Here is a 22,798-nt window from a genome sequence, read left to right as displayed (position 1 = left end):
ACAGACAGGCGGAGCTGTAGCCCTGGCTTAACAGGCGGCTACGCCTGACGGTTGCTGTATTCGTTGAGGAGGCTATGCTGCTGAAAATTGGCATTATCCTGCCAGTAGGTGCGGCATTCAGCACGTAGCTTTTTCAAAAAGTCTTCTTGCCGGCGCAGGTCGCGCCATTCACCAAAGCCGAGGTGTTCGCAGAGCTTATAAAACGTGTCACCCTGGCCTTTGTGGCCCGCTACCGTCACCAGGCTACTCAAGATAGGGCGGCCAGCTGCAAATTCCATCTCCGAAATTTCAGCCAACGCTTCTTTCAAGCGTTTTTTCTCATGCGGGTTGTCGAGGTTGAAACCCAGGTCGGCTTCCTGTACCAGATTCAGGTAGCTGGTGGTGCCTACCTGCTGTCGGGCGAAGAGAATGAGGTGTTGTCTAATACGGTCCAGCATATTGGTTGGGAAGGGTAGGGCGAAAAACTTACGAGGAAAACATTGCTGCTTGATGCGCAGTGAGTCTGCAAATCCCAAAACCTTGCCAACCTGGCATTATAAAATATTAAGTTTTGACAGTGAACTATTTAGGAGGTTTCAATACGGGAGAAATAGGCCAAAAATTTTACAGGAAAAGAGGAGTTCACTACCTGAAAGTCGTCGGCTCCGCATAAAGGCGGCACCGGATTACTGAACTGGTCTGCTGCCTGTTTGCTGCAGAAAATCTGCTGGCACTATGGGATGGTCTAAGTGCTGGTTGCGAACTTCAGAAAGAACGAACAGGTGTATATAAATTTCGTGTAAGGAGCATAAGCGAAAAAGCAAAGTCCGCATGCATTGAGCGGCACACTAAAGAATAAAAAGACCGACTAAATTTTGCTCTTGCTTAGCATAGGCACTATAAATCTTGAGCCGGACTAGCAGGCAACATGGATTATCTGTGATGAGCGCTGCTTGTATCGGGTCAACCGGGTGGCACAAGCTTTTCGAAGTAAGTGAAAGCCCTGTATCTACAACCCCAGTGTGACTGGAAAACCAACTGCGCCACTTCCGCGGCATTTTTGCGTTGGTTCCAATCAGGTAGCAACTAACTGATTGGAACCAACGTGTTGCGCAGCTGCTTTAATGCTGGCTTGCAACACGAACTGACCATATCCATAGCCCCGGCTGTCAGTAACACTTAACGGGTCTAACGTTCATGCATTTAGTGGCCGAAGTAGGCGTGCGTAACCTTAAAAAACCTGCGCCGTACTCTGGTCGCCTGACCCTTCTGCAAGCACAGTTGGTACGTCATTTGCCTCCTACTTCTCCATCTACCTGCAACTTACTCACACCATGAAAAACTCATTTCGTCTGCTCTCTTCGGCTGTTGCTTTCGCCAGCCTGATGGCACTTAGCTCCACTGGTTTTGCCCAAAACCGAATTGGCGGCGCTGTACAGCAAGGCAAAGGTGCTTACGTGCAGAAGACCAGCCAGCCAGATTGTATCACAAACTCTCTATTGGGCATTTCCGCTTTAGGGGCTGATTGCCTGCAAATGCAACAAACTAAATTTGTCGTTACGCCCTCCGGTAATGCCATGTCCGTATGGACGGGTACGGTGGCTGCCGCCTCTCGCCCGGCTAAGCGCACGGTATTCAATTCCACTTGGACGGAAACCTTGAATGATGGAGTAACCCGGACGTATGATACGGAGGCTGTAACTGATCCTTCGGGCGCTGTCAAGCTAACGTTGACCGATAAGGCAAACGGTAAAGCAAACGGTAAGGGTAAAGGCAAATAAGTTGCTTTTCACACAAAAAGGCCCCTAATCCACAGTTGGATTGGGGGCCTTTTTGTTTCCTTTTTGGCCGCTTCCAGGCACGGCCTCCCAGCTTATCTGACGTTAGCACCTGTTCTCTCACGTGTCAGTACTGCTTTCACTGCTCGCAAAGAGCATGCACGCTACGGATGCTCTGGTAGCTACCTGAGCATCCGTAGCATGCATGCTCTTTGCGAGGATGACCAGCTATGCTAGGCTACCTACTGTACTGCTCCCTGGAACACTATATGCAAGTGGCTTGCCCTTCAAGAAAACGAAAAACAACCTGAATATTATGTGTTTAAGGCGTACTTGTGGAAAATACTATGAACCCTCTTTTTGTACCTGCGAGCAAAGCACAGTGCCCGGGGTAAGGTACCCGGCCTAGTTCTCAAATGGCAAAACGTTCGGGTCCGATGTGAGAGACGACGTCACCTTGCCATCTGTATACCGGACAGCTTTACTTGCGTAGCCCTTGTTACACTCTGACCACGCGGTAGAAGTAAAGGTAATCTTGCTGGATGGTGGCGTTAGAGTGTCTGTGCCCTGCCAAACGGAAAGTTCTTTCCCATTCGGAGTAATTATGTACTTCGTTTGGGTCATGTGCAGATTGTAACTGAGGCCAGTCAGCACGTTGGTCATATAGACATATCTCGGGTTCGGAAGCTGGTAGGCGCCCACTCCATTGGCATCTACTTCGTACCCTTCTGATGCGCAAGGCACAGGTGCAGACGCTGCATTAGCAATTCCAACAGCCTGAGGAGCTGGAAGATATTCCTGTTCCATATCGCAGCTAGTGAAGAAAAACAGTGCTGCAACCAGCAGCAAAGGTGCTTTCCTGATGTTTTTCATGGCTGAAGTATTAGTAAAGTGTTAAGTAATATGAATATAGATAAAAATATTAAATTATTATAAATAAATATTTTAAAATTCCTATAATAAGCATAATGGTTTTGGATTTTGATAGAAGCCGTAGGGCAGAAATAGCCTAGGAAGTGCTAAGAGAGTTGTCACTAAACCATAGTTATGGCGAGGTGAATCAATGCCAGAAATGGTCGGCGAGCTTGCAGAAGCGCTTCATTAGCATAGCAAACTCTTGAGTTAGTTGAACGGGCGCTTGATGAGGTGGCGTTAGAAATAGCGGACAATGATATACGCTTACGGGTGCCGACACTTGCGCTGTCGCAGATTTTGGTCTTGATGTCCATCTGCAGGACAAGATCGGGGTTATGGTCAGCTACTGCATATAGTTAAGCCAACCCCCAAACAGCAGCAAAACGTAAGGCTGGTTACTGGCCAACTGCCTTCTTAAGCGCAGACATGCTGTCTACCAAGAAGAGAGGATTAAACTAGAAGAAATTAGCTCTGCTAAAAAGGAGTACCTTCCCTTACGCAGCCTCCGCGTGCAAATGCCTTTACCGACTACATACCGACTACACGCTACGAATACCGGAGCAGCCCCCACCACGCAACTCATCAGCAGCCACGAAGACCTAAACCCGCAAGAACTCAAACTCAAAGGGTTCAAGGCCTATCAGGTTGACACGACCGCCGGCCCGAGTCATGCGTACCGCCGCCGGGACTTCTACAAGGTAGCCCTGGTAACCAGCCCCTGCACCGTGCATTACGCGGACCGCAGCATTGAGATTAGTACCCCTATCCTTATGTTTGCCAACCCGCATATTCCTTACTCCATCGAGCTGCATGATCCGCGCCTGATGGGCTGCTCCTGCTTGTTCACGGAGGCGTTCATGAAGGAGAACGACCGGTCAGAAGGTCTGCAGCAGTCCCCGCTGTTTAAGGTAGGTATCAGCTTGGCCTAGACCCGATTCAGGTGCGGTTGCTGAATTATGCCGAAAAGAACCCCACCAACGGCCATCCGTGGTCGAGCAAGAGCCTGAAAGAGTGTTACCAGCGCGGGGCCGAACTGTTCGGCTGGAGCAAGCGCAACCCCAAAAACGGCCAGACCCGCTACGGTAAGTATCTGGTGGGCTACGGCATGGCTACGGCCAGCTACCCCGTGCACAGCTCGCAAGGCAACGCCCGCGTGCGCCTCTACGCCGACGGCCGCGCCGTGGTGCAGGCCGGGGCCACCGACCTGGGCACGGGTACCTACACCATCATCACACAGATAGCGGCCGATGCGCTGGGTTTACCGGCCGAGCGTGTGCGCTTTGAATTGGGCGACACTATTTTACCCACCACGCAATGGTCGAGGGGCTCTACGGCCGCTGGGCGGGTGTCCTCGTCGGTGTATCTGGCCGCGCAGGAAGTGTGGCAGAAGCTCATCAAGGTGGCGGTTATGGACAAACGCTCCCCGCTGTACGGAGCCAAATCCACCGATGTAGTAATAAAGCAGGGCCGCCTGCAGCTGAAGGCCGACCCGAGCAAGGGCGAGGCTTTTGGGGAGGTGATGAAGCGCGCCAGCATGAGCGATGTGGAAGGCAGTGCCCTGGGCTGCTACGGCGCGGGCTACGAAGCCCCACAAGCGACGGCCAACGCCAACATGAACAAAAGGGAGGAAGCTGCCCCGCATTCCATGCACGCCTTCGGCACGCACTTCTGTGAGGTGCAGGTAGACCCCGGACTAATTATTGTGCGCATTACCCGGTGGGTAAGCGTCATGGCTGCGGGCCGCATCCTGAACCCCAAGACAGCCAGCTCCCAAGTTATCGGGGGCAGCATCTTCGGCATCGGCGCGGCCCTGATGGAGCAAACCGTACGCGACCCACACCTGGCCCGCTATACCAACGCCAGCCTGGCTGACTACCACATCCCGGTCAACGGGGATATCCCCGATATGCGCGTGGAGTTCATCGACGAGCACGACCCCTACGTCAACGCTATGGGGGTAAAAGGTATTGGGGAAATTTCCATCGTGGGCGTAACGGCGGCGGTAGCCAACACCGTGTTCCACGCTACCGGCCGGCGGCTGCGCTCCTTGCCGATGGCGCCGGACAAGGTGCTGGAATCCCTGCGCCAACCTGCCTGATACGATGCCGCAATGTGCCTTTCGGATGCCCGCGCTTACGTTTCTGCTCCTGCTGTTCGGGCTACTCCTGCACGCCAAAGCCACCCCGCCTGCAGCCGATTCGCTGACGGCTCGTCAATAAGCCGTGAATCGCTAGATGAACTGTTTGCCCCGTTCATTCATCCTGTAACTTGCCCTGGCTGCTGACGCAACTGGGGTAGTTTATTTGGTGCCGAGCAGGGTGAATAGTAATGAAGCGGTAGTTTGTCAGGCCGGGTATAATTTTCAGCTAATCTTCCACTGAGAATAATACTGAAAAAAGAAAAAGGGGCCTCAGCGAGTAGCTGGGCCCCTTTTAGTGGTCGTGTAAGGAGTCGAACCTTAAACCTTCTGATTCGTAGTCAGATGCTCTATCCAATTGAGCTACACAACCGTTTTTGTTACCATTTCGCGGAGCGTTTCTCCGTTTTGGTTGTGCAAAGATAGCAGGGAAAATTCCGGCGGTGCAAGGAAGCTTCCGCATTTCACCTGGTTTTTTTCGCGAAAGACTGCAAGATGCTGAATTTCAGTGGAGTTTTTTATTGGCTTTTTGTGCCTTGCTGTAATGCGCGCTGCATAGCGCGGTTGAACAGGTAATACAGACCAAACAACGACACGCCCACCAGCACCACGACCAGTACTTTGCCCATATTGCCGGTTCCTGGGTCGCGGAGTAGCAGCATGATGTCTTGTGCCTTGGTGCCGAGCCAGTAGAAAAACAGGCTACGCGGCAGCATCCCTACTACCGACGCCAGCAGAAACCGGTGCCGGTCTACACCCATGACGGCCAGAATGAATGTCATCAGCGCAAACGGCGTGACAGGAGAAATGCGCAGCAGAAAAACCAGTTTCCAACTGTCGGTTTTCATTTCGCGCATGACGGCGGCGGCTTTGGGGAAGCGCTGCAGAAACGCGAGCATCTTGCCGTGGTCGAGGCTGGAGGCTATTTGATAGCCGGTGAGCGCCGCCAGCGTGTAGGCGATGATCATGCCCGGAAAGCCTGCCCACCCGAAGTAGAACCCGGTGATAAGGACGGCCAGCGTGGTGTGCATCAGCGAAAAGGCCATGGCTACCCCAATGATGGCAAAGTACAGCAGCGCCTGCAGCAGCGTGGGGTTCTGCAGCAAGTCCTGGTTCTGGTAGAGGATGAAGCCCAGTGACGAGCTGCCTACAAAAGGCAAGCCGGCCAGTAGCACCATGGAAAGGAAAGTAGAGGCGTTTTTTTGGAAAAGCTCCCGGAGAAAAGCCATAGGCTGCAAGGAAAACAAACGGGCCGGCGTGAAGGCGCCGGCCCGAAGGTAGAACGTAAGAAAGCAGCAGAAGGCTGCATTGCGAGGAAGCCCTACTTACTCGTCGGAGCTACCACCGCCGAAGAACCGGCGGATAGTGGCCCAGCCGCCGGCCACCACCGCAATAATTACTTTCCAGAACTTGGCCACCAAGGCGAAGGCGCCCACTTTGGCCAGCACCTTGCCTGCCACCAGGCCGCCGATGCCGTAGGCTGCCACCTCATCGATTTTGGGGTCGAAGTCGGCATACTGCTGGCCTTTGGCAAACTCCACGCTCTTGATTACCTGCGGGATGCTGCGCCGGATTTCCGGCAGCTGGCCCATGTCGCCGATGGCGTTGAGGTTGAGCACGCCTTTGCGGCCAAGCACGCGTACGTTGTAGTTGAGCGTGTTGTAGTCAGTGCCGGCAAAGCGCAGCTCCTTGGCCCAGTGCAGCACGTTGAGCTTGGCGTCATAAAAGGGCTTGGCAGCCCAGCCAATGAGCATAATGCGGCCAAAGCCGGCCTCCTCACGCTCGGCGTTGCTTTCCTCGGTGTCGGACTTCATGTCCTCGAGTAGGTCGTCGTAGTCGATTTCGGCAGCGTCGCTGTCTTCCACGTAGCCTGAGGGGTCGTACTCCACGGCGAAGGCCCAATTGTTGGGGTCGAGCGGGCCGCGGTCAGCCGGAAACAGCATGCCCAACGACTCGCCGTTGGGGTTGCCCCAGAGCTTGGTCAGCACATATTCGCTTTGCTTGGCATCGAGGTAGCGGAAGCCGGCGGGCACGGTAATGGCGCCCAGGTCGTCGGGAAGCGTGATGCGGCCGGTCTGATAGTGCAACTTGGCCTGCACCGAGTCGATATAGTGCCGCTCACTATCCAGCAAATCGATTGGTGGGGTAGGGGCAGCAGAAACGGCCATTGGCAGGCACAGCAATGCCCATAGGAGTAGGAGTGTTTTCAAGCAGATAAAGAAGAAGTGTGAATAAGATTTTGCAGACAAGATAGGTGGCTGCCCGGAAGATTCGGGTAGAGCCAGGTGAAATTCTGCTGGTTATAAACCGACTGGCTTTGCTGCCGTCGGCGTAGAGCAAGGCAATGCTAGCGGCGCATAGTTACCTTTGCCGTCCCAACCCCAGTTCCCCAGAACCTTAGTCTTACCAGATGAAATTCGGAACCAAAGCCATCCATGCCGGCGTGCACCCGGACCCCACCACCGGGGCCATCATGACGCCCATTTACCAGACCTCGACCTATGTGCAAAGCTCACCCGGCGACCACAAAGGCTACGAGTACTCGCGCACGCACAATCCTACCCGCACCCAGCTCCAGGACGCGCTGGCGGCGCTGGAAAACGGCCAACACGGCCTGGCTTTCGCCTCGGGTATGGCCGCCATCGACTGCATCATCAAGCTGCTGCAGCCCGGCGACGAGGTTATCAGCACCAACGACCTGTACGGCGGCTCCTACCGCATCTTCACCAAGGTTTTCGCCAACTACGGCATTAAGTTTCACTTCGTGCCGATGCACGACATGGCAGCCGTGGAAGAGAAAGTGACGGCCAATACCAAGCTGATCTGGGTGGAAACGCCGACGAACCCGCTGCTCAACGTCATCGACATTGAAGCAGCGGCCGCCGTGGCCAAAAAGGCCGGCGCGCTGCTGGTAGTGGACAACACCTTCTCGACGCCTTACCTGCAGACGCCGCTGGATTTGGGCGCCGACATGGTGATGCACTCGCTGACCAAGTACATGGGCGGCCACTCCGACGTGGTGATGGGCGCCGTGATTGTGAAGGACGACGAGCTGCACGAGCGGCTGCGGTTTCTGCAGAACGCCTGCGGCGGCACGCCCGGCCCCCAGGACTGCTTCCTGGTGCTGCGCGGCCTCAAAACCCTGCACCTGCGCATGCAGCGCCATTGCGAAAACGGCCGCGCCGTGGCCGAGTATCTCAAGAGCCACTCCAAAGTGGAAAAAGTGTTCTGGCCCGGCTTCGCGGAGCATCCCAACCACGCCGTGGCGGCCAAGCAGATGCGTGACTTCGGCGGCATGATTTCCTTCGTACTCAAAGGCGACCGGAAAGAGGACGCCGTGGCCGTGCTGGAGAAGTTTGAGCTGTTTTCCTTGGCCGAAAGCCTGGGCGGCGTGGAAAGCCTCTCGGGCCACCCCGCCACCATGACGCACGCCAGCATTCCGGCCGAGGAGCGCCGCAAGGCCGGCCTTTCCGACTCGCTGATTCGCCTGAGCGTGGGCATTGAGGACGTGGAAGATTTGATTGCCGACCTCAAGCAAGCCATTGGCTAAGCCCGGATGACACAGATAAAGGCTCCGGCGCTGCTACTGGCGCTGTTTCTGCTGGCCGTGGTGGGTGCTGTTGCTCAGTCGGTACCGAAAATGGTGCAGGTGCGCGGCACTGCCATGCGCGAGCTGGCCCCTGAAACGGCGGAGCTGCTGCTCACCTACCGCACTAACGACAACGTGCGCGACGCCGACCGGGCCCGCGAGCAGCAAACTCGCCTGCAGACTGTACTGCGCGAATACGGCGTTGCGCCCGAGAAGCTTACGACGTACAACGTGGTAGCCAGCGGCTACGGTATGTCGAAAGTGGCTAACTCCACCATTGCTCTCACCCGGCAGTACAAGCTGGTGCTCGACAAGCCAGCGCTGCTGGATGAGCTGCTGCCCAAGCTGGTGCAAAGCGGCGCCGACGAAGTAGTGGTAATCAGCCTGCTTAGCTCGCGCCTGGAGGCGTTTCGGCTGGAGGTGATGGGTCTGGCGCTGGCCAATGCCCGCACTAAGGCGCAGTATACTGCTCAGCAGCTGGGTTTGCAGCTTGGCAGTGCCCATGCGGTGCGGGAAGTGGTGCCCACCCGGCCCACGCCCGGCAGCCGGGAAGAAGCACTGCTGAAAATGCGCGGAGGCAGCACGCTGGAAGAGCAAATGAGCAGCGCCGAAAGCGCCTCCGTTAGTCCGAGAGCCATCCGTGTAAGCGCTGCTTTCGACGTGGACTATGAGGTGCAATAAACGCTTTTAGGCACTTTTATCTATTCGGAAAGGCAGGGCCCCTAGGGTCCTGCCTTTTTTGTGTCTGGTGGGCACAGCTGTAGCGGAGGCCACATCATCTGAAAACAAATTGCGGGGGAAACGGGTAGTAGCAGAGTTGTTTCGGCAGCCAGCAGCTGTGTTGGCTGGCTTTCCGAAGCCCGCACTGTACTTTTGCCGCGTGAAAAATACTTTTTCAGCTGCTTTTTCTTCGCCGAAAAGCCAGTTGACCCATCGTTTGATTTCAATACTCTTCCATGTTCTGCCTGCGCCTCTAGGCGCCGTAGTAGCGCGTGGCTGTTGTTGGTAGTGTGTGGTGCTGCGCTAGCGCAGTAAGGCGGCAGCGCCGCCTGTTTTCTCCTCTGGTTGGTTTGTTGAAGTGATTTTTGGGTGTCTTTGCGCGCCATAACGCAACCCCTGCGGTTTGTGTCGGCGCGCAGGGCTACCACGCATGGCTTTAGGCAGCACGCTGTATCGGGCGTGCCACTTGCCAACGGCGTCTGCGCCGCCGTGTAGGCAGCATAGACTTGCTCTGCTAAGCGCGTTTCCGTGCTGATTTATCAGCAGACTTTCCTTTCTGATTTTCTGTTTTTGGCCAGCTGCAGACTGCTTTGTGTGGCTTCGCGGCGACCTGTTTCTTCCCTCTTCTGTTTTTCTCATGAACAATCTATCCGCAACGCGGCTGGGCCTGGTTACGGCTTTGTCGGTGGCCAGCTATGCTACTTTCGCCCAAACCGTGCCCGTGACGGGCCGCGTAACCAATACCACCGGCCAGGGCCAGCCCGGCGTGACGGTGCTGGAACAAAACACCAGCAACGGCACCAGTACCGATGCTGAGGGCCGCTACCGCCTAAGTGTGCAGCCCGGCGCCACGCTAATAATATCGGCCATTGGCTCCGTGACGCAGCAGGTACCGCTCAACGGCCGCACCACGCTGGATGTGCGCCTCGCTGACAATCAAACCGCCCTCAACGAAGTGGTCGTGACTGGCTCGCGGGCCACGGAGGGCCGCTCCAATATCCTGACCACGGCGCCGGTGGACGTCATTTCGGCCCGTGAAATCAAGGCCTATGCCCAAACCGACGTTACGCAGATTCTGACGTACATCGCGCCTTCATTCCAGAGCACGCGCCAGACCGTGACGGACGGCACCGACTTCGTGGACCCGGCCTCCCTGCGCGGCCTCGGGCCCGACCAGGTGCTGGTGCTGGTGAACGGCAAGCGCCGCCACAGCTCGGCGCTGGTGAATATCAACGGCACGCCCGGCCGCGGCTCGGTAGGTACCGACATGAACGTTATTCCGCCGGCTGCCATCAAGCGGATTGAGGTGCTGCGCGACGGCGCGGCGGCCCAGTACGGCTCCGATGCCATTGCAGGCGTCATCAACATGCAGCTCAAGGATGACACCACCGGCGTGAGCGTGAGCAGCACCGCCGGCCAGACCACTGAGAGCGACGGGCAGCTGTTTCAGGCTGATGCCAACGCCGGTTTTGGGCTGAACAAGCGTGGTTTCGTGAACGTGAGCGGGCAGTTCAGCAACCGCAGCTACTTCGACCGCAGCGGGCCCGACACGGCTCCGCTCATTTACCGCGGCACGGCCGGCGGCACCTACCCCGGTGGCCTCACCGACGACCAGAAACGTGCCCTCAAAGCCCAGGACGATGCGCTGGTGGCTCAAAACGGCTTCAACCGCCGCAACATTCGGGTGGGTGCTTCCGACACGCGCACCTATGGCGGCTTCCTGAACGCGGCTTACACCTTGCTGCCCGCTCAGGAGCTGGAAGCCTACGTGGCCGGCGGCCTCACGCGCCGCACCGGCCGCGGCGGCGCCCTTTACCGCCTGCCCAGCCAAACCACTCAAATCGACCTGGGCCTCTACCCGAACGGCTTCCTGCCGTTCATCAACAGCAGCGTGGATGACGCCTCGCTGATTACGGGCGTGCGTGGCCGGGTGCTGGGCTTCCAGGCCGATTTGAGCAACACCTACGGCCGCAACAGTTTGCGCTACGACATCAGCAACACGCTCAACGCCTCGCTGCCGCTGGGTTCTAGCCCTAGTGAGTTTTACGCCGGCGAGCTGCTGTTTCAGCAGAACACCGTGAACCTGGGCTTCTCGCGCAAGTTCTTGGAGCTGCCGGTGCTGAGCACGCTCAACGTGGCCTTCGGCGGTGAATTCCGGGTGGATAACTTCCAGATTAAGGCCGGCGAGCTGGGCTCCTACGCCAACGGCATCAACGAGCAGGGGCGGATCATCACGCCGGCCTCCGGCAGCACGGCGGCTACCTATGCGGCGGCCGGCTCGCAGGGTTTTGCCGGCTACCGGCCCCAGGATGCCACGGACCGGTCGCGCACCAACGTAGCCGGCTACATTGACCTGGAAAGTGACCTGACCGAAAAGCTGTTGGTGAGCGTGGCCGGCCGCGCCGAGCGTTACTCCGATTTTGGGGGCAACGTGAGCGGCAAGCTGGCGGCTCGCTACAGCATACTGCCCGACGTGGCGGTGCGCGGGGCCCTCAGTAATGGCTTCCGGGCGCCTTCGCTGCAGCAGCGCTACTTCACCAACTCCAGCACCCAGTTCAACAGCGGCGAGCTGCGCGAAGTGCTGACCACCAACAACGACAGCCCGCTCACGCGCGCCTTCGGCATTGGCTCTTTGAAGCAGGAGAAATCCACGAACTACAGCCTGGGCCTCACGGCGCGGGTGTTGCGCACTATCACGCTCACCGTGGATGCCTACCAGATTGATATCCGGGACCGAATCGTGCTCAGCAGCCAGTACAACCGGGGCAACCCGGCCGTAGCCCAGATTCTGGGCACGCTGCCGGTGCAGGGCATTCAGTTCTTCGCCAACGCCGTGAATACCCGCACCCGTGGCCTCGACGTGGTAGCCAATGAGCGCCTGAACCTGGGCGCCGAAAGCCGCCTGACCCTGACGGCGGCCGCCAACTTCAACGCCACCACCGTGCGCAGCTTCAACAGCTCCAGCTTCATTGATGCCAACCCCACGCTGCAAAACACGCTCTTCGACCGGGCCCAGCGGGCGCGCCTCGAAAACGGCCAGCCGCGCAGCAAAATCAACCTCAGCGCCGACTATGGCTACAAAATCTTTGCGCTGAACCTGCGCACCGTGCGCTTCGGCGAGGTGCAGACCAAGGACGCCAACCCCGACCGCGCCTTCATCGACCAGACGTTTTCGGCCAAATGGATTACCGATTTCGTGCTCAGCGCGCAGGTGCTCAAGAACGTGGGCGTAAGCATAGGCGTGAACAACCTGTTCGACGTGTACCCCGACCGGCTCTACCAAGACCCCAACAACAATCCGCAAAGCCTGACTTACTCCACCCTCGACGCCACCAACCGGGGCCGGTTTCTGTACAGCTCCAACCAGTTCGGCTACAGCGGCGCCTTCTATTTTGGCCGCCTCAACCTGACTTTGTAAGTTTCATCGTTCTGAAAAAGCCGCCTGGCATTGCGCTGGGCGGCTTTTTTGTTGTGGGGTAGCCGTTCAGGCGCAACCTATGGCGGCGTGGCGCAAGGCTTATGCAGGAAATGTGCTTTTTCTATGGCTATATTGATTTCTATTCAGGTCGGGCACAGGTGCTGACCTTGACTGCCGCAGTATTTCACTTTCTATTTTTCTCTGGCGTATGAAAAAACTTCTTCTCTTACCCCTGGCCATGGTAGCCGTAGTAGCGCAGGCCCAGGCCCAGAAAATCACGGTGACGGGCCGCGTGACGGGCAGCAGCGGCGCCCAGCCCGGCGTGACCGTGCTGGAGCGCGGCACCAGCAACGGCACCAGCACCGATGCCAACGGCCGATTCAGCCTGGAGGTGCCCGGCACGGCCACACTCACGTTTTCGGCGGTGGGCGCGGCCACCCAGCAAGTGCCCGTGAATGGCCGCACCACGCTGGATGTACGCCTCGTGGACGCCGCTACTGATTTGAACGAGGTAGTTGTGACCGGCTCGCGAGCCACGGAGGGCCGCTCCAATATCCAGACTACCGCTCCGGTGGACGTTATTTCGTCGCGCGAAATCCGGGCCTTTGCCCAGACCGATGTGGGGCAGGTGCTTACGTTTACGGCGCCGTCGTTCCAGAGCAGCCGCCAAACCATTGCCGATGGCACCGACCACCTCGACCCGGCCTCCTTGCGCGGCCTCGGCCCCGACCAGGTGCTTGTACTCGTGAACGGCAAGCGCCGCCACAACCAGGCCCTGGTGAACGTGAACGGCACCGTGGGCCGCGGCTCGGTAGGTACCGACCTGAACACGATTCCGGTGGCCAGCATCAAGCGGATTGAAGTGCTGCGCGACGGCGCGGCGGCCCTCTACGGCTCCGACGCCATTGCCGGCGTTATTAACGTGCAGCTCAAAGACGACAGCGTGGGCGTAACAGCCAGCAGTACCGTTGGCCAGACCGTGGAAAGCGACGGTGAGCTGTTTCAGGCCGATGCCAACGTGGGGCTGGGGCTGGGTGGCCGGGGCTTTGTGGACGTGAGCGGGCAGTACAGCAACCGGGGCTTCACCAACCGCAGCGGCGTGGACACGGCCCCGCTCATCTACCTCGGCGACAACAACGGCAACTACCCCGCCAACGCCAACACGCCCGCCCTGCGCCAGGACCTCAAGCGCCGCGACGACGCGCTGGCCGCCAGCCGCGGCTACGACCGGCGCAACCTGCGCTTTGGCAACTCCGACCAGGTCAACTACGGCGGCTTTCTGAACGCGGGCTACACGCTGAGCGAGTCGCTGGGCTTGGAGGCCTACCTCACGGCCGGCCTGATGCGGCGCGAGGGCCAGGCCGCCGGCTTTGCCCGCCTGCCCGGCCGCTTCAGCGCCCAAACCGACTCCACGTACTACCCCAACGGTTTTCTGCCCCTTATCGAGCCCACGCTGATTGACCGGTCGGTGCTGGCGGGCGTGCGGGGCAAGGTGCTGGGCTTCAGCTGGGATTTGAGCAACGTGTGGGGCTCCAACGGCATGGATTTCGACGTCACCAATTCCGTGAATGCCTCGTTGCCGACCGGCACCAGCCCGCGCGAGTTCTACGCCGGCCGCATCTACTTCCGGCAGAACACCACCAACCTAGGCTTTTCGCGGCAATACCGCGAGCTGGGCTTCCTGGAAACGCTGAGCGTGGCCTTCGGTGGCGAGTACCGCGACGACCAGTACCAGATTGAGGCCGGTGACCCGGCCTCCTACGCCAACGGCATCAACGGCCAGGGCCGCACGGTGCGCACGGGCACCGCCGCCAACGGTACGCCCACGTTTGGGCCCGCTGCGGCCGGCGCCCAGGTGTTTCCGGGATTCCAGCCCAGCAACGAGCTGACCCGCTCGCGCACCAACGTGGCCGGCTACGCTGAGGTGGAAAGCGACATCAGCCGCCGCCTGCTGGTGAGTTTGGCCGGCCGCGCCGAGGACTACTCCGACTTCGGCTCCAACGTGAGCGGCCGGGTAGGCGTACGGCTGAATATTCTGGAGGATGTGGCCTTGCGCGGCAACCTCGGCAACGGCTTCCGGGCGCCTTCGCTGCAGCAGCGCTACTTCACCAACCAAAGCACCCAGTTTGTGCAGGGCGCCCCCCAAACCGTGCTGACGGCCAACAACGAAAACCCCATCGTGCGGCAGTTTGGCGTGGGCTCTTTGAAGCAGGAAACATCCCGCAACTACAGCCTGGGCCTCACGGCGCGGCTGCTGCGCACCATCACGCTCACCGTGGATGCCTACCAGATTGACATCAACGACCGGATTGCGCTCAGCTCGCAGTTCAGCCGTGCCAATGCCCTGGTGGCCGGCTACCTGAATGCAGCCGGAGCCACGGACGTGGGTATTGTGCAGTTTTTCGCCAACGCCATCGATACCCGCACCCGCGGCCTTGATATTGTGGCCAACGAGCGGCTGACGCTCTCGGAAACCAGCACGCTGAGTTTGACGGCCGCTGCCAACTTCACGGAAACCAAGGTGCAAAGCGTGAACGTACCCAGCCAGCTCGAAGACCCCACACTGCGCACCATCTTCTTTGACCGCCAGCAAACCGGCCGCCTCGAAGACGCCCAGCCGCGCAGCAAGATTGTGCTGGCCGCCAACTACACGCTCAGCAAGCTGGGCCTGGAGCTGCGCACCGTGCGCTTCGGTGAGGTAGTGTTCCGCGACGCCCGCGTGGACCCCGTGCCTACCCAGGCCAACCCCAACCCATTCTTGTTTTCCAGCATCGACCAGACGTTTTCGGCCAAGTGGGTGACGGACGCTACCGTGACGTACCAGTTGCTGCCGCAGCTGCAGCTGGCTGTGGGCGCCAACAATCTGTTCAACGTCTACCCCGACAAGTACCGTGTGAATGCGCGCAACAACGCCAGCAACTTTGCCGTGGATGGTACCAGCTACGCTTCCAACCTCGACAACACCAACCGCGGCCGCACACTTTATAATCCCAACCAATTCGGCTTCAACGGCGCCTTCTATTTCGGCCGCGTGAACGTGACGCTGGGTAAGTAGGGAAAAGTAACGTGGAGTGGCACTCCGCAAACGGGCAACGCGAGTATCTGGCATTGGCGCAAATGGCGCGGTGCCGGGTACTCGCGTTATTTGTTTTCGGGGTGCCACTCCACGTTACTCCGGGTCGAATCTTTTCAGCACCAATGGAAATATAACCAGCTCTCCGTAGAAGGCGCCGGCCACAGCAATGGCCGTGAGTGAGCCAAACAACTGCACCGTTTTCAGGGAGCCCAGCGTCATGACGGCGTAGCCCAGAAACAGCACTACGCTGGTTAGCACGATGGTGGGACCGACGTGCGCAATGGTGGTGAGGCGGGCCTGGGCGGGCGTGAAGCCGTGGCGGCGGTGCTGCTGGTAGCTGTACACGAAGTGGATGGTGTCATCGACGCACAAGCTGAGCACGATGGAAGCAATGCTGGCCGTGGCCGTGTCGAGCGGAATGCCCAGCCAGCCCATGGCGCCCAGCAGCACCAGCACCGGAAACAGGTTGGGCACCACCGTGAGCAGCGCCAGCCGGAAGCTGCGAATGAACGCCCACGTCAACCCGAACACCAGCCCGAACGACAGCAGCAAGCTGTTGGTTTGGGACTCCGTGACGTAGGCCACAATGTTGGCGTAGAGCGGCTGGTAGCCGGCAGCCCGCACCGTAGCCACCGGCCCCAGCGTGGCGCGCGCCACTGTTAGCAGCGTATCCACCTTGGCCGTGAGCTGCCGCGCCGACAGCATCCGGCCCGAAACCGTGACGCGCCCGGTGCCGGAAGGCTCGTGCACAAACTGGGCCAGCAGCTTCGGATAGTTTTGTTTCAGTTGCCGCTCTACCGCGTGCAAAGCGCCCTGGCTGGCGCGCAGGCGGGCGGCTTTGCCACCAACCTGCGCTTCCAATCCGGCCTGATAGAGCGAGTGAAACCCGGTTACCTGGCCCACGCCGGAAAGCTGGCGCACCGAGTCGGCGAAGGCGAAGGTGGCCTGCACCACGGCTACGTCCGACAGGGCGTGGCCGGGGCGGGGCTCCACCAGCAGCTCCAGCGGCATGTAGGGCCCCCAGCTGGCTTCAATGGCCTCATGGTCCGCGACGACGCGGTGGGTGGCGGGCAGGTAGCCAAGCGTGTAGGTGTCGGAACGGAGGCGGGACAGGCCGGCGGCCAGTGCCAGCGTGAGTAGCACGGAAAGTGCGGCGAAAAAGCGCGGCCGGGCCAGCAGATAATGGTAGAAAGCCACCGTGCGGTTGGCGGCCGAGTGTGTGGCGGCGGCAGTGCGGGCCGGGGCTTTGGCCAGTGGCAGCAGCAGTACGCCCAGCACAAATGTGAACAGCAAGCACAGCGCAATGCCCAGCGCCGCAAACACCCCAAAATTGCGCAGAATAGCCATCGGGCACGACAGCAGCGCCAGAAAACCCGCCACAGTGGTGAGCATGGTGAACAGGCAAGGCGCAAACACGTTGCGCAAAGCCTGCAGCGCGTCGTGGCGGGCGGGGCTGGTGGGTGTGCGCAGGCGGTTGCGCTCATTAATGACATGCATGGCATCCATGATGCCCAGCAGAATCAGCACGATGGGCAGCAGCACGGTCATCAGGTTTACGCGGTAGCCCAGCGCCCCATACACCCCAAACGTAACGTAAGTGGCCAGCCCCACAATGCCCAGCGTGTACACCAGCAGCAGCAGGTTGCGGTAGACAAGCAGCAGTACCCCAAACATCAGCAGGTAGCCCAGCCCCAAGAACAGCCCAAAATCGTGCTGCGACAACGCATTCAGACCCGCATACACGATGCCTACGCCGCCCAGATGCGCCTGCTCCGGCCGGAAATACCGGTATACCACTTGCTGCACCTGCGCCAGAATCTCGCCGCGCCGGTCGTCGAAGTCGGGCCGCTGGTGCAGTTGGATGATGAAGCGCGCCGTGGTGAAGTCGTTGGAAAACAGGCTTTGGCGCAACGTGGGCAGCGGCTGCAGCGCCCGCCGCACTTCAGCCGCTGTGGTGCCAGCCGCCAGTAGTGGCTGTGAGGTGCCGGCCAAGCCCCGGCCGGGCAGCTGGGTGTTGCCGGGGCCGTTCACGCCCGCTACGGCCGGCAGGGCTCCCAGCTCGCGGGTGAGGTTGCGAAAGGCCGCCAGATACGCGGGCGTAAGCACCGGCTGCGTATCATGCACGGCCAGAATCACCACTTCGTCGTTGCCGAAGCGTTGCTGAAAGGCGCGGTATTCGCGCAATGCCGGGTCGTCCTGCAGAAACCACGTAGCCAAGCTATTATCGACCACCATAGCAGCCTGCACGCCGGGCCACAACGCCACGCAAGCCGCCACAATCAGCAGCAGGAGCAGGTAGCGGATTCGGTAGAGGTGGAGCATGATTTGGATAGAGGGGTTAATTATCGTTCCGAGCCGTGCCTGTTATTCCGATGCAGGAGGAATCTTGCCTGAATAGTAATTCTAGTAGCCTGGCGAGATTCTTCCTGTGTCGGAATGACAGCGCCGCGTTACAAACAAGCTCAGTTCAGTGCCAGCTCATACAGCGCGTAGTGGGCGGTTTCGGCGGGCAGGCCGTCGGTGAAATGCAGAGAGAAGTTGTCGGAGCGCATCAGGCAGAAAATGGCCTCGTCGTACAGGTCGCGGAACGTCAGCATGCCGTAGGCGCCCAGGTAGCTCATCAGCTGCTGATTGCGAAAATCGGGGTGTACGCCGATAGTTTTGGCCAGCATTGTTCGGCGCGGCAGGCGTGGATAGTCGCGCTGGAAATTGGGCGGCTCGGTGCCAAGGTGCAGAGGCGCGTAGTTAGGGTGGCAAAGGCTGAGCGCCACCAGGCGGCCGTGCGCTTTTTCGCGCAGCAATACCGAGGTGTGCGGGCACAGCTTGGCGGCGTATTCGGCGTTGTAGAGCTGCCGGAACTGGCTTTTCGGAATGGGCTGGTAGGCCGGGTTAGCACTGAAAATCTGGTGCACCAGCTCAAAAATGGCTTCCTCATGCTCCGGCCAACTGACTGGTGTAAGCGGAATAAACTCGTAGGGCAGACTCCGGACGGCGGCCAGCAGGCTGGCCTTGTCCTGGTACACGGCCGGCACCGTGGCGGGCGCAATCAGGCGGCTTTCAAAGGTGAGGACGGGCGCAAAACCCAGCTGCTCCAGCAGGCCCGGATAGTAGGCCGGGTTGACCGGCTCCCGGTCGAAGTGCTGCCAGGAAGGCGCCGCACCCAGGCGCAGGCGGTAGGGGTGGTAGGTGTTGAAGTTGAGTGGCCCCTGCAGGTGCGTGTAGCCGCGCTGTCGGGCGGCCAGCTGCAGCTGCGCAAATGCTGCCTCGTTCAGTGCCACATCGTCCACGGTTTCCCAATACCCGAAATACGCGGTGCGGCTGTCCTTCGGGAAGATGCCCACCAGCCGCAGCTGCGTGTGGTTGGTGAGCAGCACGATGTCGTTGCGCTCCAGTTCCTGCCGGAACAGCTGCCGCACGGCCGCTGCATCCTCCTGCGGCTGATAAGGCAATGCTGCGTAAATCGGGACGGGAATCTGGAAGAACGAATCCGGCAAATGGTCCTGAAACGGCAGCTGGTGGATGGGGATCATAGGAGGAGAATAGAGCGTAAAGTAGGCGTTACTCCACCATCTTAATCTGGCCGGTTTCGCCGTTGAGGCGAATGTGCTGGCCGGTGCGGAGGCGTTGCGTGATATGCGGCACGTTGATGATGGTGGGGATGCCCAGCTCGCGCAGCAGAATCACGGAGTGCGACAACGACGAGCCTTTTTCGATGATGACGCCGCGGCACATTGGAAACAAGGCGGCCCAGCCGGGGTCGGTGCGCAGGGCACACACGATTTTGCCGGTCACGTTCAGGTCGCCGCCGGGGTCGGTGATGACGACCACCGCGCCTTCAGCCACGCCAGGGTAGCAGCCGGTGCCAGCTAGGGCGCCTTCGGGCAGGGGCGGGGCAGCGGTGGGGCGGGCGGGCATCGTCACGCGGGCCGGCACGTCTTCCTGAGCGTACTGCCGGAACTCGCGGCGGCGCTTGGCTACCAGTGGCAGCAGTGGCGCGGTGCCGTCGGCCAGGGCGGCCAGCAGTTCCGGCTCCGTCAGCCAGAACACGTCTTCGGTAGCGGCAAGCTGGCCACGTTGCGTGAGTTGCGCGCCCATGGCCCGGTAGAGCGCCCGGTACATGCCAAACAGCCGCGTGCGTTCCAGCCGTAGCGCTTCGCGCTGCCGGATGGCCAGCTGCAGTTGGTTGAGGTTGCGCTGCAGCCGCCACCGAAACCAGCGGCTGCGGCCCGTCAGCCTATTGGCTAGTTCCTGCCGGGCCTGCTGCTGCAGGGCGCTACCAGCCTCAGTTTCCGGGGCGGGAGGCGCCAGCAGGAAGTTGCGCAGGTACTGGTAGAACACGGCGGGCTCCACGCGCATGGTGGCCGTTTCCAGCTTCAGCTCGCCCACCGTCCGGTCGCCGTACTGCCCGATGAACTCTTCCACGGCCCGGTGAAAATCCGGCGCCAGTTGGGCCACCTGGGCGTGTAGATCGGGCGGGGCGGCCAGCACCAGCTCGCGCAGGGCGGCCTGGGGCCACGCGGCGCGGGCCAGGGCCTGCAGCTGGCGGGTGGGCTGGGTGCTGGCCACCTGCTGGTCGCCGGACAGATACCGGCTCAGAAACTCATCGGGCTGCGTGATGCCGGCCCGCTGCAAACCCCGATTCACGCGGCCGTTGGTGGTCATCACGAAGAAGTCGTTGATGATGGGCGTGGTCCAGTTTTGCAGCAGCTGCGCATCCAGGATATCTTTTTGCTGCCGCAGCTCGGCCCCGCTGAGCGTGGCCAGCGGCAGGGCGTAGAATCGCTGATACTGCGCCCGGAAGTGCGCGTGAAAATCCGGAACGCGCTTCTTCAGCTGCCCGAAGGCCCGCAGCAGCCGCAACAGATTCAGGGCCAGACCAGGTAGCAGTTGGAGCGTGGCGCCCAGCGTTTTCTGCTGGCTGACTACGAAATCCACGGGCTCTTCCACGCCCATCATGCGCTCCATATCGGCCTTGTTTTGCCGGAAGGAAGGCAACAGCTGCAAGCCGCGGTACCAGTTGTTGATGTTGTAATAGATGCGCCCCTTCACCAGCCCCAATAGCTGCGTGACGGTGCTTTCTTGGGCCTGAATACGCGCCGGCGGCAAACCCAGCACGTGCATGGTCTGGCGGTACACCGTGGCGTAGGCACGTTGCGCAAAGCTGAACGTGAGTGGTGTCGTGACCCCACAGTAGCTTTCCTGGATGTTGGAGTTATCGTAGACCACCACCTCCGGCATCGGCTGCGTGATGGGCCGCGCCTGCACCAGCCACGGCTGGCCGGCTTCTAGCACAAACTCCAGGTCCTGGGGCTGGCCGAATTGCTGTTCCAGTTGCGTGGCCGCCGCAAACAGCTCCGCCAGCTGAGGTTCTGTGAGGCAGGCGGCGTGCTGGTGGTCAGTGGGCACAGGGGTTTGCTGCAGCCCATCGGCGCTGCTGGCACACTGAAACTGCGTGTCCTTGGTGGCCAGCTTGGTATGGCAGGCGCCGCCGGTACGCTTGTTGAGGTAGAACTCGTCGGGTTCCAGCTGGCCGCCCACCAACCCCTCTCCGAAGCCCCAAACGGCGTGAATGGCCATTTCCTGCGGGTACTCCGGGAAGGTGGAAAACACCACGCCGCTCACTTCGGCGGCCAGCTGCCGCTGAATGATGACGGCCGGCCGCGCCACCAACGGTAGCTGCTTTTGTTGACGGTAGGCCAGAGCCCGCTCAGAGTAGGCGCTGGCCGCGCACCGCCCCACCGCCGCCCACACCGCCGCCTCCGACGTCAGATTCAGAAACGAATCCATAAGCCCCGCAAACGAAGCACCCGCGCCGTCCTCATCGGCCACCGAGGAGCGCACCACCACCGGTTGCGCCGGAAAGCCCCAGCCCGCCAGCACCTGCCGGATGGCTTGCTGATCGGTGGCGGGCAGCTGAAACTCCTGCAGCCGCTGCCGCTGCTGAATGGCATCCGGGGCGGCTAGCAGCGCATCAAAAGTTTCGGCGGGCAGCACCAAGAACTCCGGCACACGCATGCCCGCCGCCTGCAGGCGGAACAACCCGCGCGCCTTGTGGCCGATGGTGTACTGAGTGGGCAGCAGAGAACCGTGAAGAACCATGGGGTTTGGGTGGAATTGAACAGGGTAGAGACGCGTATTCGCGTCTCGGCGCATTCTGATGTTGTTTATCCTTGACCTTGGCGGCGCAGACGACGAGACGCAAAGTATTGCGTCTCTACAGCAGAACCAGGCCGATAATGGCCAGATAGCTGGTCAGCATGAACATAGACACCAGCAGCTCGGCGGTGCGCAGCAGCTTTTCCTGAGGTCGGGCCGCCGCCCGGCCGTACACCAGCAGCGCAAGGACAAACAGCCCCGCCAACAGCACAAATGCCCACGCGCCGGCCTGCAGCTGTTGCAGCAATAGACTCTGCACCGCAATGCCGCCCAATAGCACCAGCAGCACCGCCGCAATAGCGCCGCGGTAGCCCAGCGTGCGGGAGTAGGAGTCGATGCCGAACTGCTCGGCGGCGGGGGCGTGGGTTTTGCGGGCCAGCTCGAACGCAAAGCCGCCCAGCAAACTCAAGGCTGCCAGCAGCCAAAACCGCAGCGGCGTGGCCACATCGGGCTGATACAGCGCGTATGCCTGCCACAGCCAGTAAACGACGAGCGGCATGATGAGCATGTGGCTGAGTGCATATAGTACCAGCCGCCGCTTCAGAAACTCGCCTATTCCGAACTCGTAGCGCATCAGCAAGCTGTAGACCAGCGCCAGCGTCCAGCCGCCAAGCGCCGCCCGCCCCATCTGCGCCGACCACACCAGCTCGCCCACGGCCCCCAGCCATGCCAGTTGCTGCAGCTGCCCCAGCGTCACGAGGCCCTGCTGCAGCACGCGCTGCGGATGGTGCACGGCGTCGGTGGCGTAGTCCTTGATTTCATCGAACACCCGCAGGCGGAAGAAAAAGGAGATAGTAGCCAGCATTCCGCCCACCTCGCGCCACCCAAATGTATTTCCTGCGCCCCGCCCCACCACCGACCACACCGTCAGAAACAGCACCGCAAACAGTCCCATATTAACGGGCGGAAACCGCTGATTCAGATACGCGGCGAGGTGGCGGAGTTTCATTCGGAGGGGTATGGTGCTATGGTAATTGTGGGTCACTATCCCGATGCGACGCCGCAGGCGTCGGACTGGTTGGCGGCTGCG

The 22,798-nt window shown here is 60.2% G+C and carries 15 protein-coding genes and 1 tRNA gene; 7 read left to right on the top strand and 9 right to left on the bottom strand.

Features of this window, described 5'->3' with window-relative positions; all coding sequences use genetic code 11:
* Positions 1–38 precede the first annotated feature (38 nt).
* Complete coding sequence (locus H8B14_RS01815; RefSeq protein WP_187313918.1) at positions 39–437, bottom strand: hypothetical protein; 399 nt, start codon at positions 435–437, stop codon at positions 39–41.
* Positions 438–1,313: 876 nt separating this feature from the next.
* Here H8B14_RS01815 and H8B14_RS01810 point away from each other — a divergent pair.
* A complete protein-coding gene (locus H8B14_RS01810) occupies positions 1,314–1,760 on the top strand; it encodes a hypothetical protein (protein WP_187313917.1) in 447 nt (148 codons plus the stop codon).
* A gap of 402 nt (positions 1,761–2,162) precedes the next feature.
* Here H8B14_RS01810 and H8B14_RS01805 read toward each other — a convergent pair whose 3' ends face one another.
* Positions 2,163–2,630, bottom strand: coding sequence for a hypothetical protein (locus H8B14_RS01805; RefSeq protein WP_187313916.1), 468 nt, complete (start codon positions 2,628–2,630; stop codon positions 2,163–2,165).
* Positions 2,631–3,187: 557 nt separating this feature from the next.
* On the opposite strand from H8B14_RS01805, the gene H8B14_RS01800 reads away from it, so the two are divergent.
* Together H8B14_RS01800 and H8B14_RS01795 are read left to right on the top strand one after the other, a co-directional pair.
* Complete coding sequence (locus H8B14_RS01800) at positions 3,188–3,601, top strand: hypothetical protein (RefSeq protein WP_187313915.1); 414 nt, start codon at positions 3,188–3,190, stop codon at positions 3,599–3,601.
* Between the two features lie 11 nt (positions 3,602–3,612).
* Positions 3,613–4,770, top strand: a complete 1,158-nt coding sequence (locus H8B14_RS01795; RefSeq protein WP_315984791.1) for a xanthine dehydrogenase family protein molybdopterin-binding subunit — start codon at positions 3,613–3,615, stop codon at positions 4,768–4,770.
* 338 nt (positions 4,771–5,108) lie between these two features.
* Here the strand turns inward: H8B14_RS01795 and H8B14_RS01790 are convergent.
* The 3 genes from H8B14_RS01790 to H8B14_RS01780 all read right to left on the bottom strand — a co-directional run bounded on the left by H8B14_RS01790 (position 5,109) and on the right by H8B14_RS01780 (position 6,977).
* Positions 5,109–5,182 (bottom strand) — tRNA-Arg (locus tag H8B14_RS01790).
* 145 nt (positions 5,183–5,327) lie between these two features.
* Positions 5,328–6,038 carry a TVP38/TMEM64 family protein gene (locus H8B14_RS01785; protein WP_187313914.1) on the bottom strand — a complete coding sequence of 237 codons (711 nt, stop codon included), beginning with the start codon at positions 6,036–6,038 and terminating at the stop codon, positions 5,328–5,330.
* 96 nt (positions 6,039–6,134) lie between these two features.
* A complete protein-coding gene (locus H8B14_RS01780; protein ID WP_187313913.1) occupies positions 6,135–6,977 on the bottom strand; it encodes a DUF2167 domain-containing protein in 843 nt (280 codons plus the stop codon).
* A gap of 242 nt (positions 6,978–7,219) precedes the next feature.
* Between H8B14_RS01780 and H8B14_RS01775 the strand changes: the two genes are divergently transcribed.
* The 4 genes from H8B14_RS01775 to H8B14_RS01760 all read left to right on the top strand — a co-directional run bounded on the left by H8B14_RS01775 (position 7,220) and on the right by H8B14_RS01760 (position 15,591).
* A complete protein-coding gene (locus tag H8B14_RS01775; protein ID WP_187313912.1) occupies positions 7,220–8,359 on the top strand; it encodes a cystathionine gamma-synthase in 1,140 nt (379 codons plus the stop codon).
* A 6-nt stretch (positions 8,360–8,365) separates the two neighbouring features.
* Entirely contained in the window at positions 8,366–9,079 is a 714-nt protein-coding gene (locus tag H8B14_RS01770) for an SIMPL domain-containing protein (RefSeq protein WP_187313911.1), read from the top strand.
* A gap of 676 nt (positions 9,080–9,755) precedes the next feature.
* Positions 9,756–12,536 (top strand): TonB-dependent receptor, encoded by a 2,781-nt coding sequence (locus tag H8B14_RS01765; RefSeq protein WP_187313910.1) that lies wholly within the window; start codon positions 9,756–9,758, stop codon positions 12,534–12,536.
* Positions 12,537–12,744: 208 nt separating this feature from the next.
* Positions 12,745–15,591 carry a TonB-dependent receptor gene (locus tag H8B14_RS01760; RefSeq protein WP_187313909.1) on the top strand — a complete coding sequence of 949 codons (2,847 nt, stop codon included), beginning with the start codon at positions 12,745–12,747 and terminating at the stop codon, positions 15,589–15,591.
* A 114-nt stretch (positions 15,592–15,705) separates the two neighbouring features.
* Here H8B14_RS01760 and H8B14_RS01755 read toward each other — a convergent pair whose 3' ends face one another.
* The 4 genes from H8B14_RS01755 to H8B14_RS01740 all read right to left on the bottom strand — a co-directional run bounded on the left by H8B14_RS01755 (position 15,706) and on the right by H8B14_RS01740 (position 22,717).
* Positions 15,706–17,934, bottom strand: a complete 2,229-nt coding sequence (locus tag H8B14_RS01755) for an efflux RND transporter permease subunit (protein WP_187313908.1) — start codon at positions 17,932–17,934, stop codon at positions 15,706–15,708.
* Positions 17,935–18,074: 140 nt separating this feature from the next.
* A complete protein-coding gene (locus H8B14_RS01750; protein WP_187313907.1) occupies positions 18,075–19,142 on the bottom strand; it encodes a hypothetical protein in 1,068 nt (355 codons plus the stop codon).
* A 28-nt stretch (positions 19,143–19,170) separates the two neighbouring features.
* Complete coding sequence (locus H8B14_RS01745) at positions 19,171–21,711, bottom strand: PEP/pyruvate-binding domain-containing protein (protein WP_187313906.1); 2,541 nt, start codon at positions 21,709–21,711, stop codon at positions 19,171–19,173.
* Between the two features lie 115 nt (positions 21,712–21,826).
* Positions 21,827–22,717 (bottom strand): UbiA prenyltransferase family protein, encoded by an 891-nt coding sequence (locus H8B14_RS01740; protein ID WP_187313905.1) that lies wholly within the window; start codon positions 22,715–22,717, stop codon positions 21,827–21,829.
* Positions 22,718–22,798 lie beyond the last annotated feature (81 nt).

Source organism: Hymenobacter puniceus, assembly GCF_014333525.1.
GTDB lineage: Bacteria > Bacteroidota > Bacteroidia > Cytophagales > Hymenobacteraceae > Hymenobacter.
Note: the sequence above shows the minus strand (reverse complement) of the source record. Positions and strands in the feature narration are given on the sequence as shown.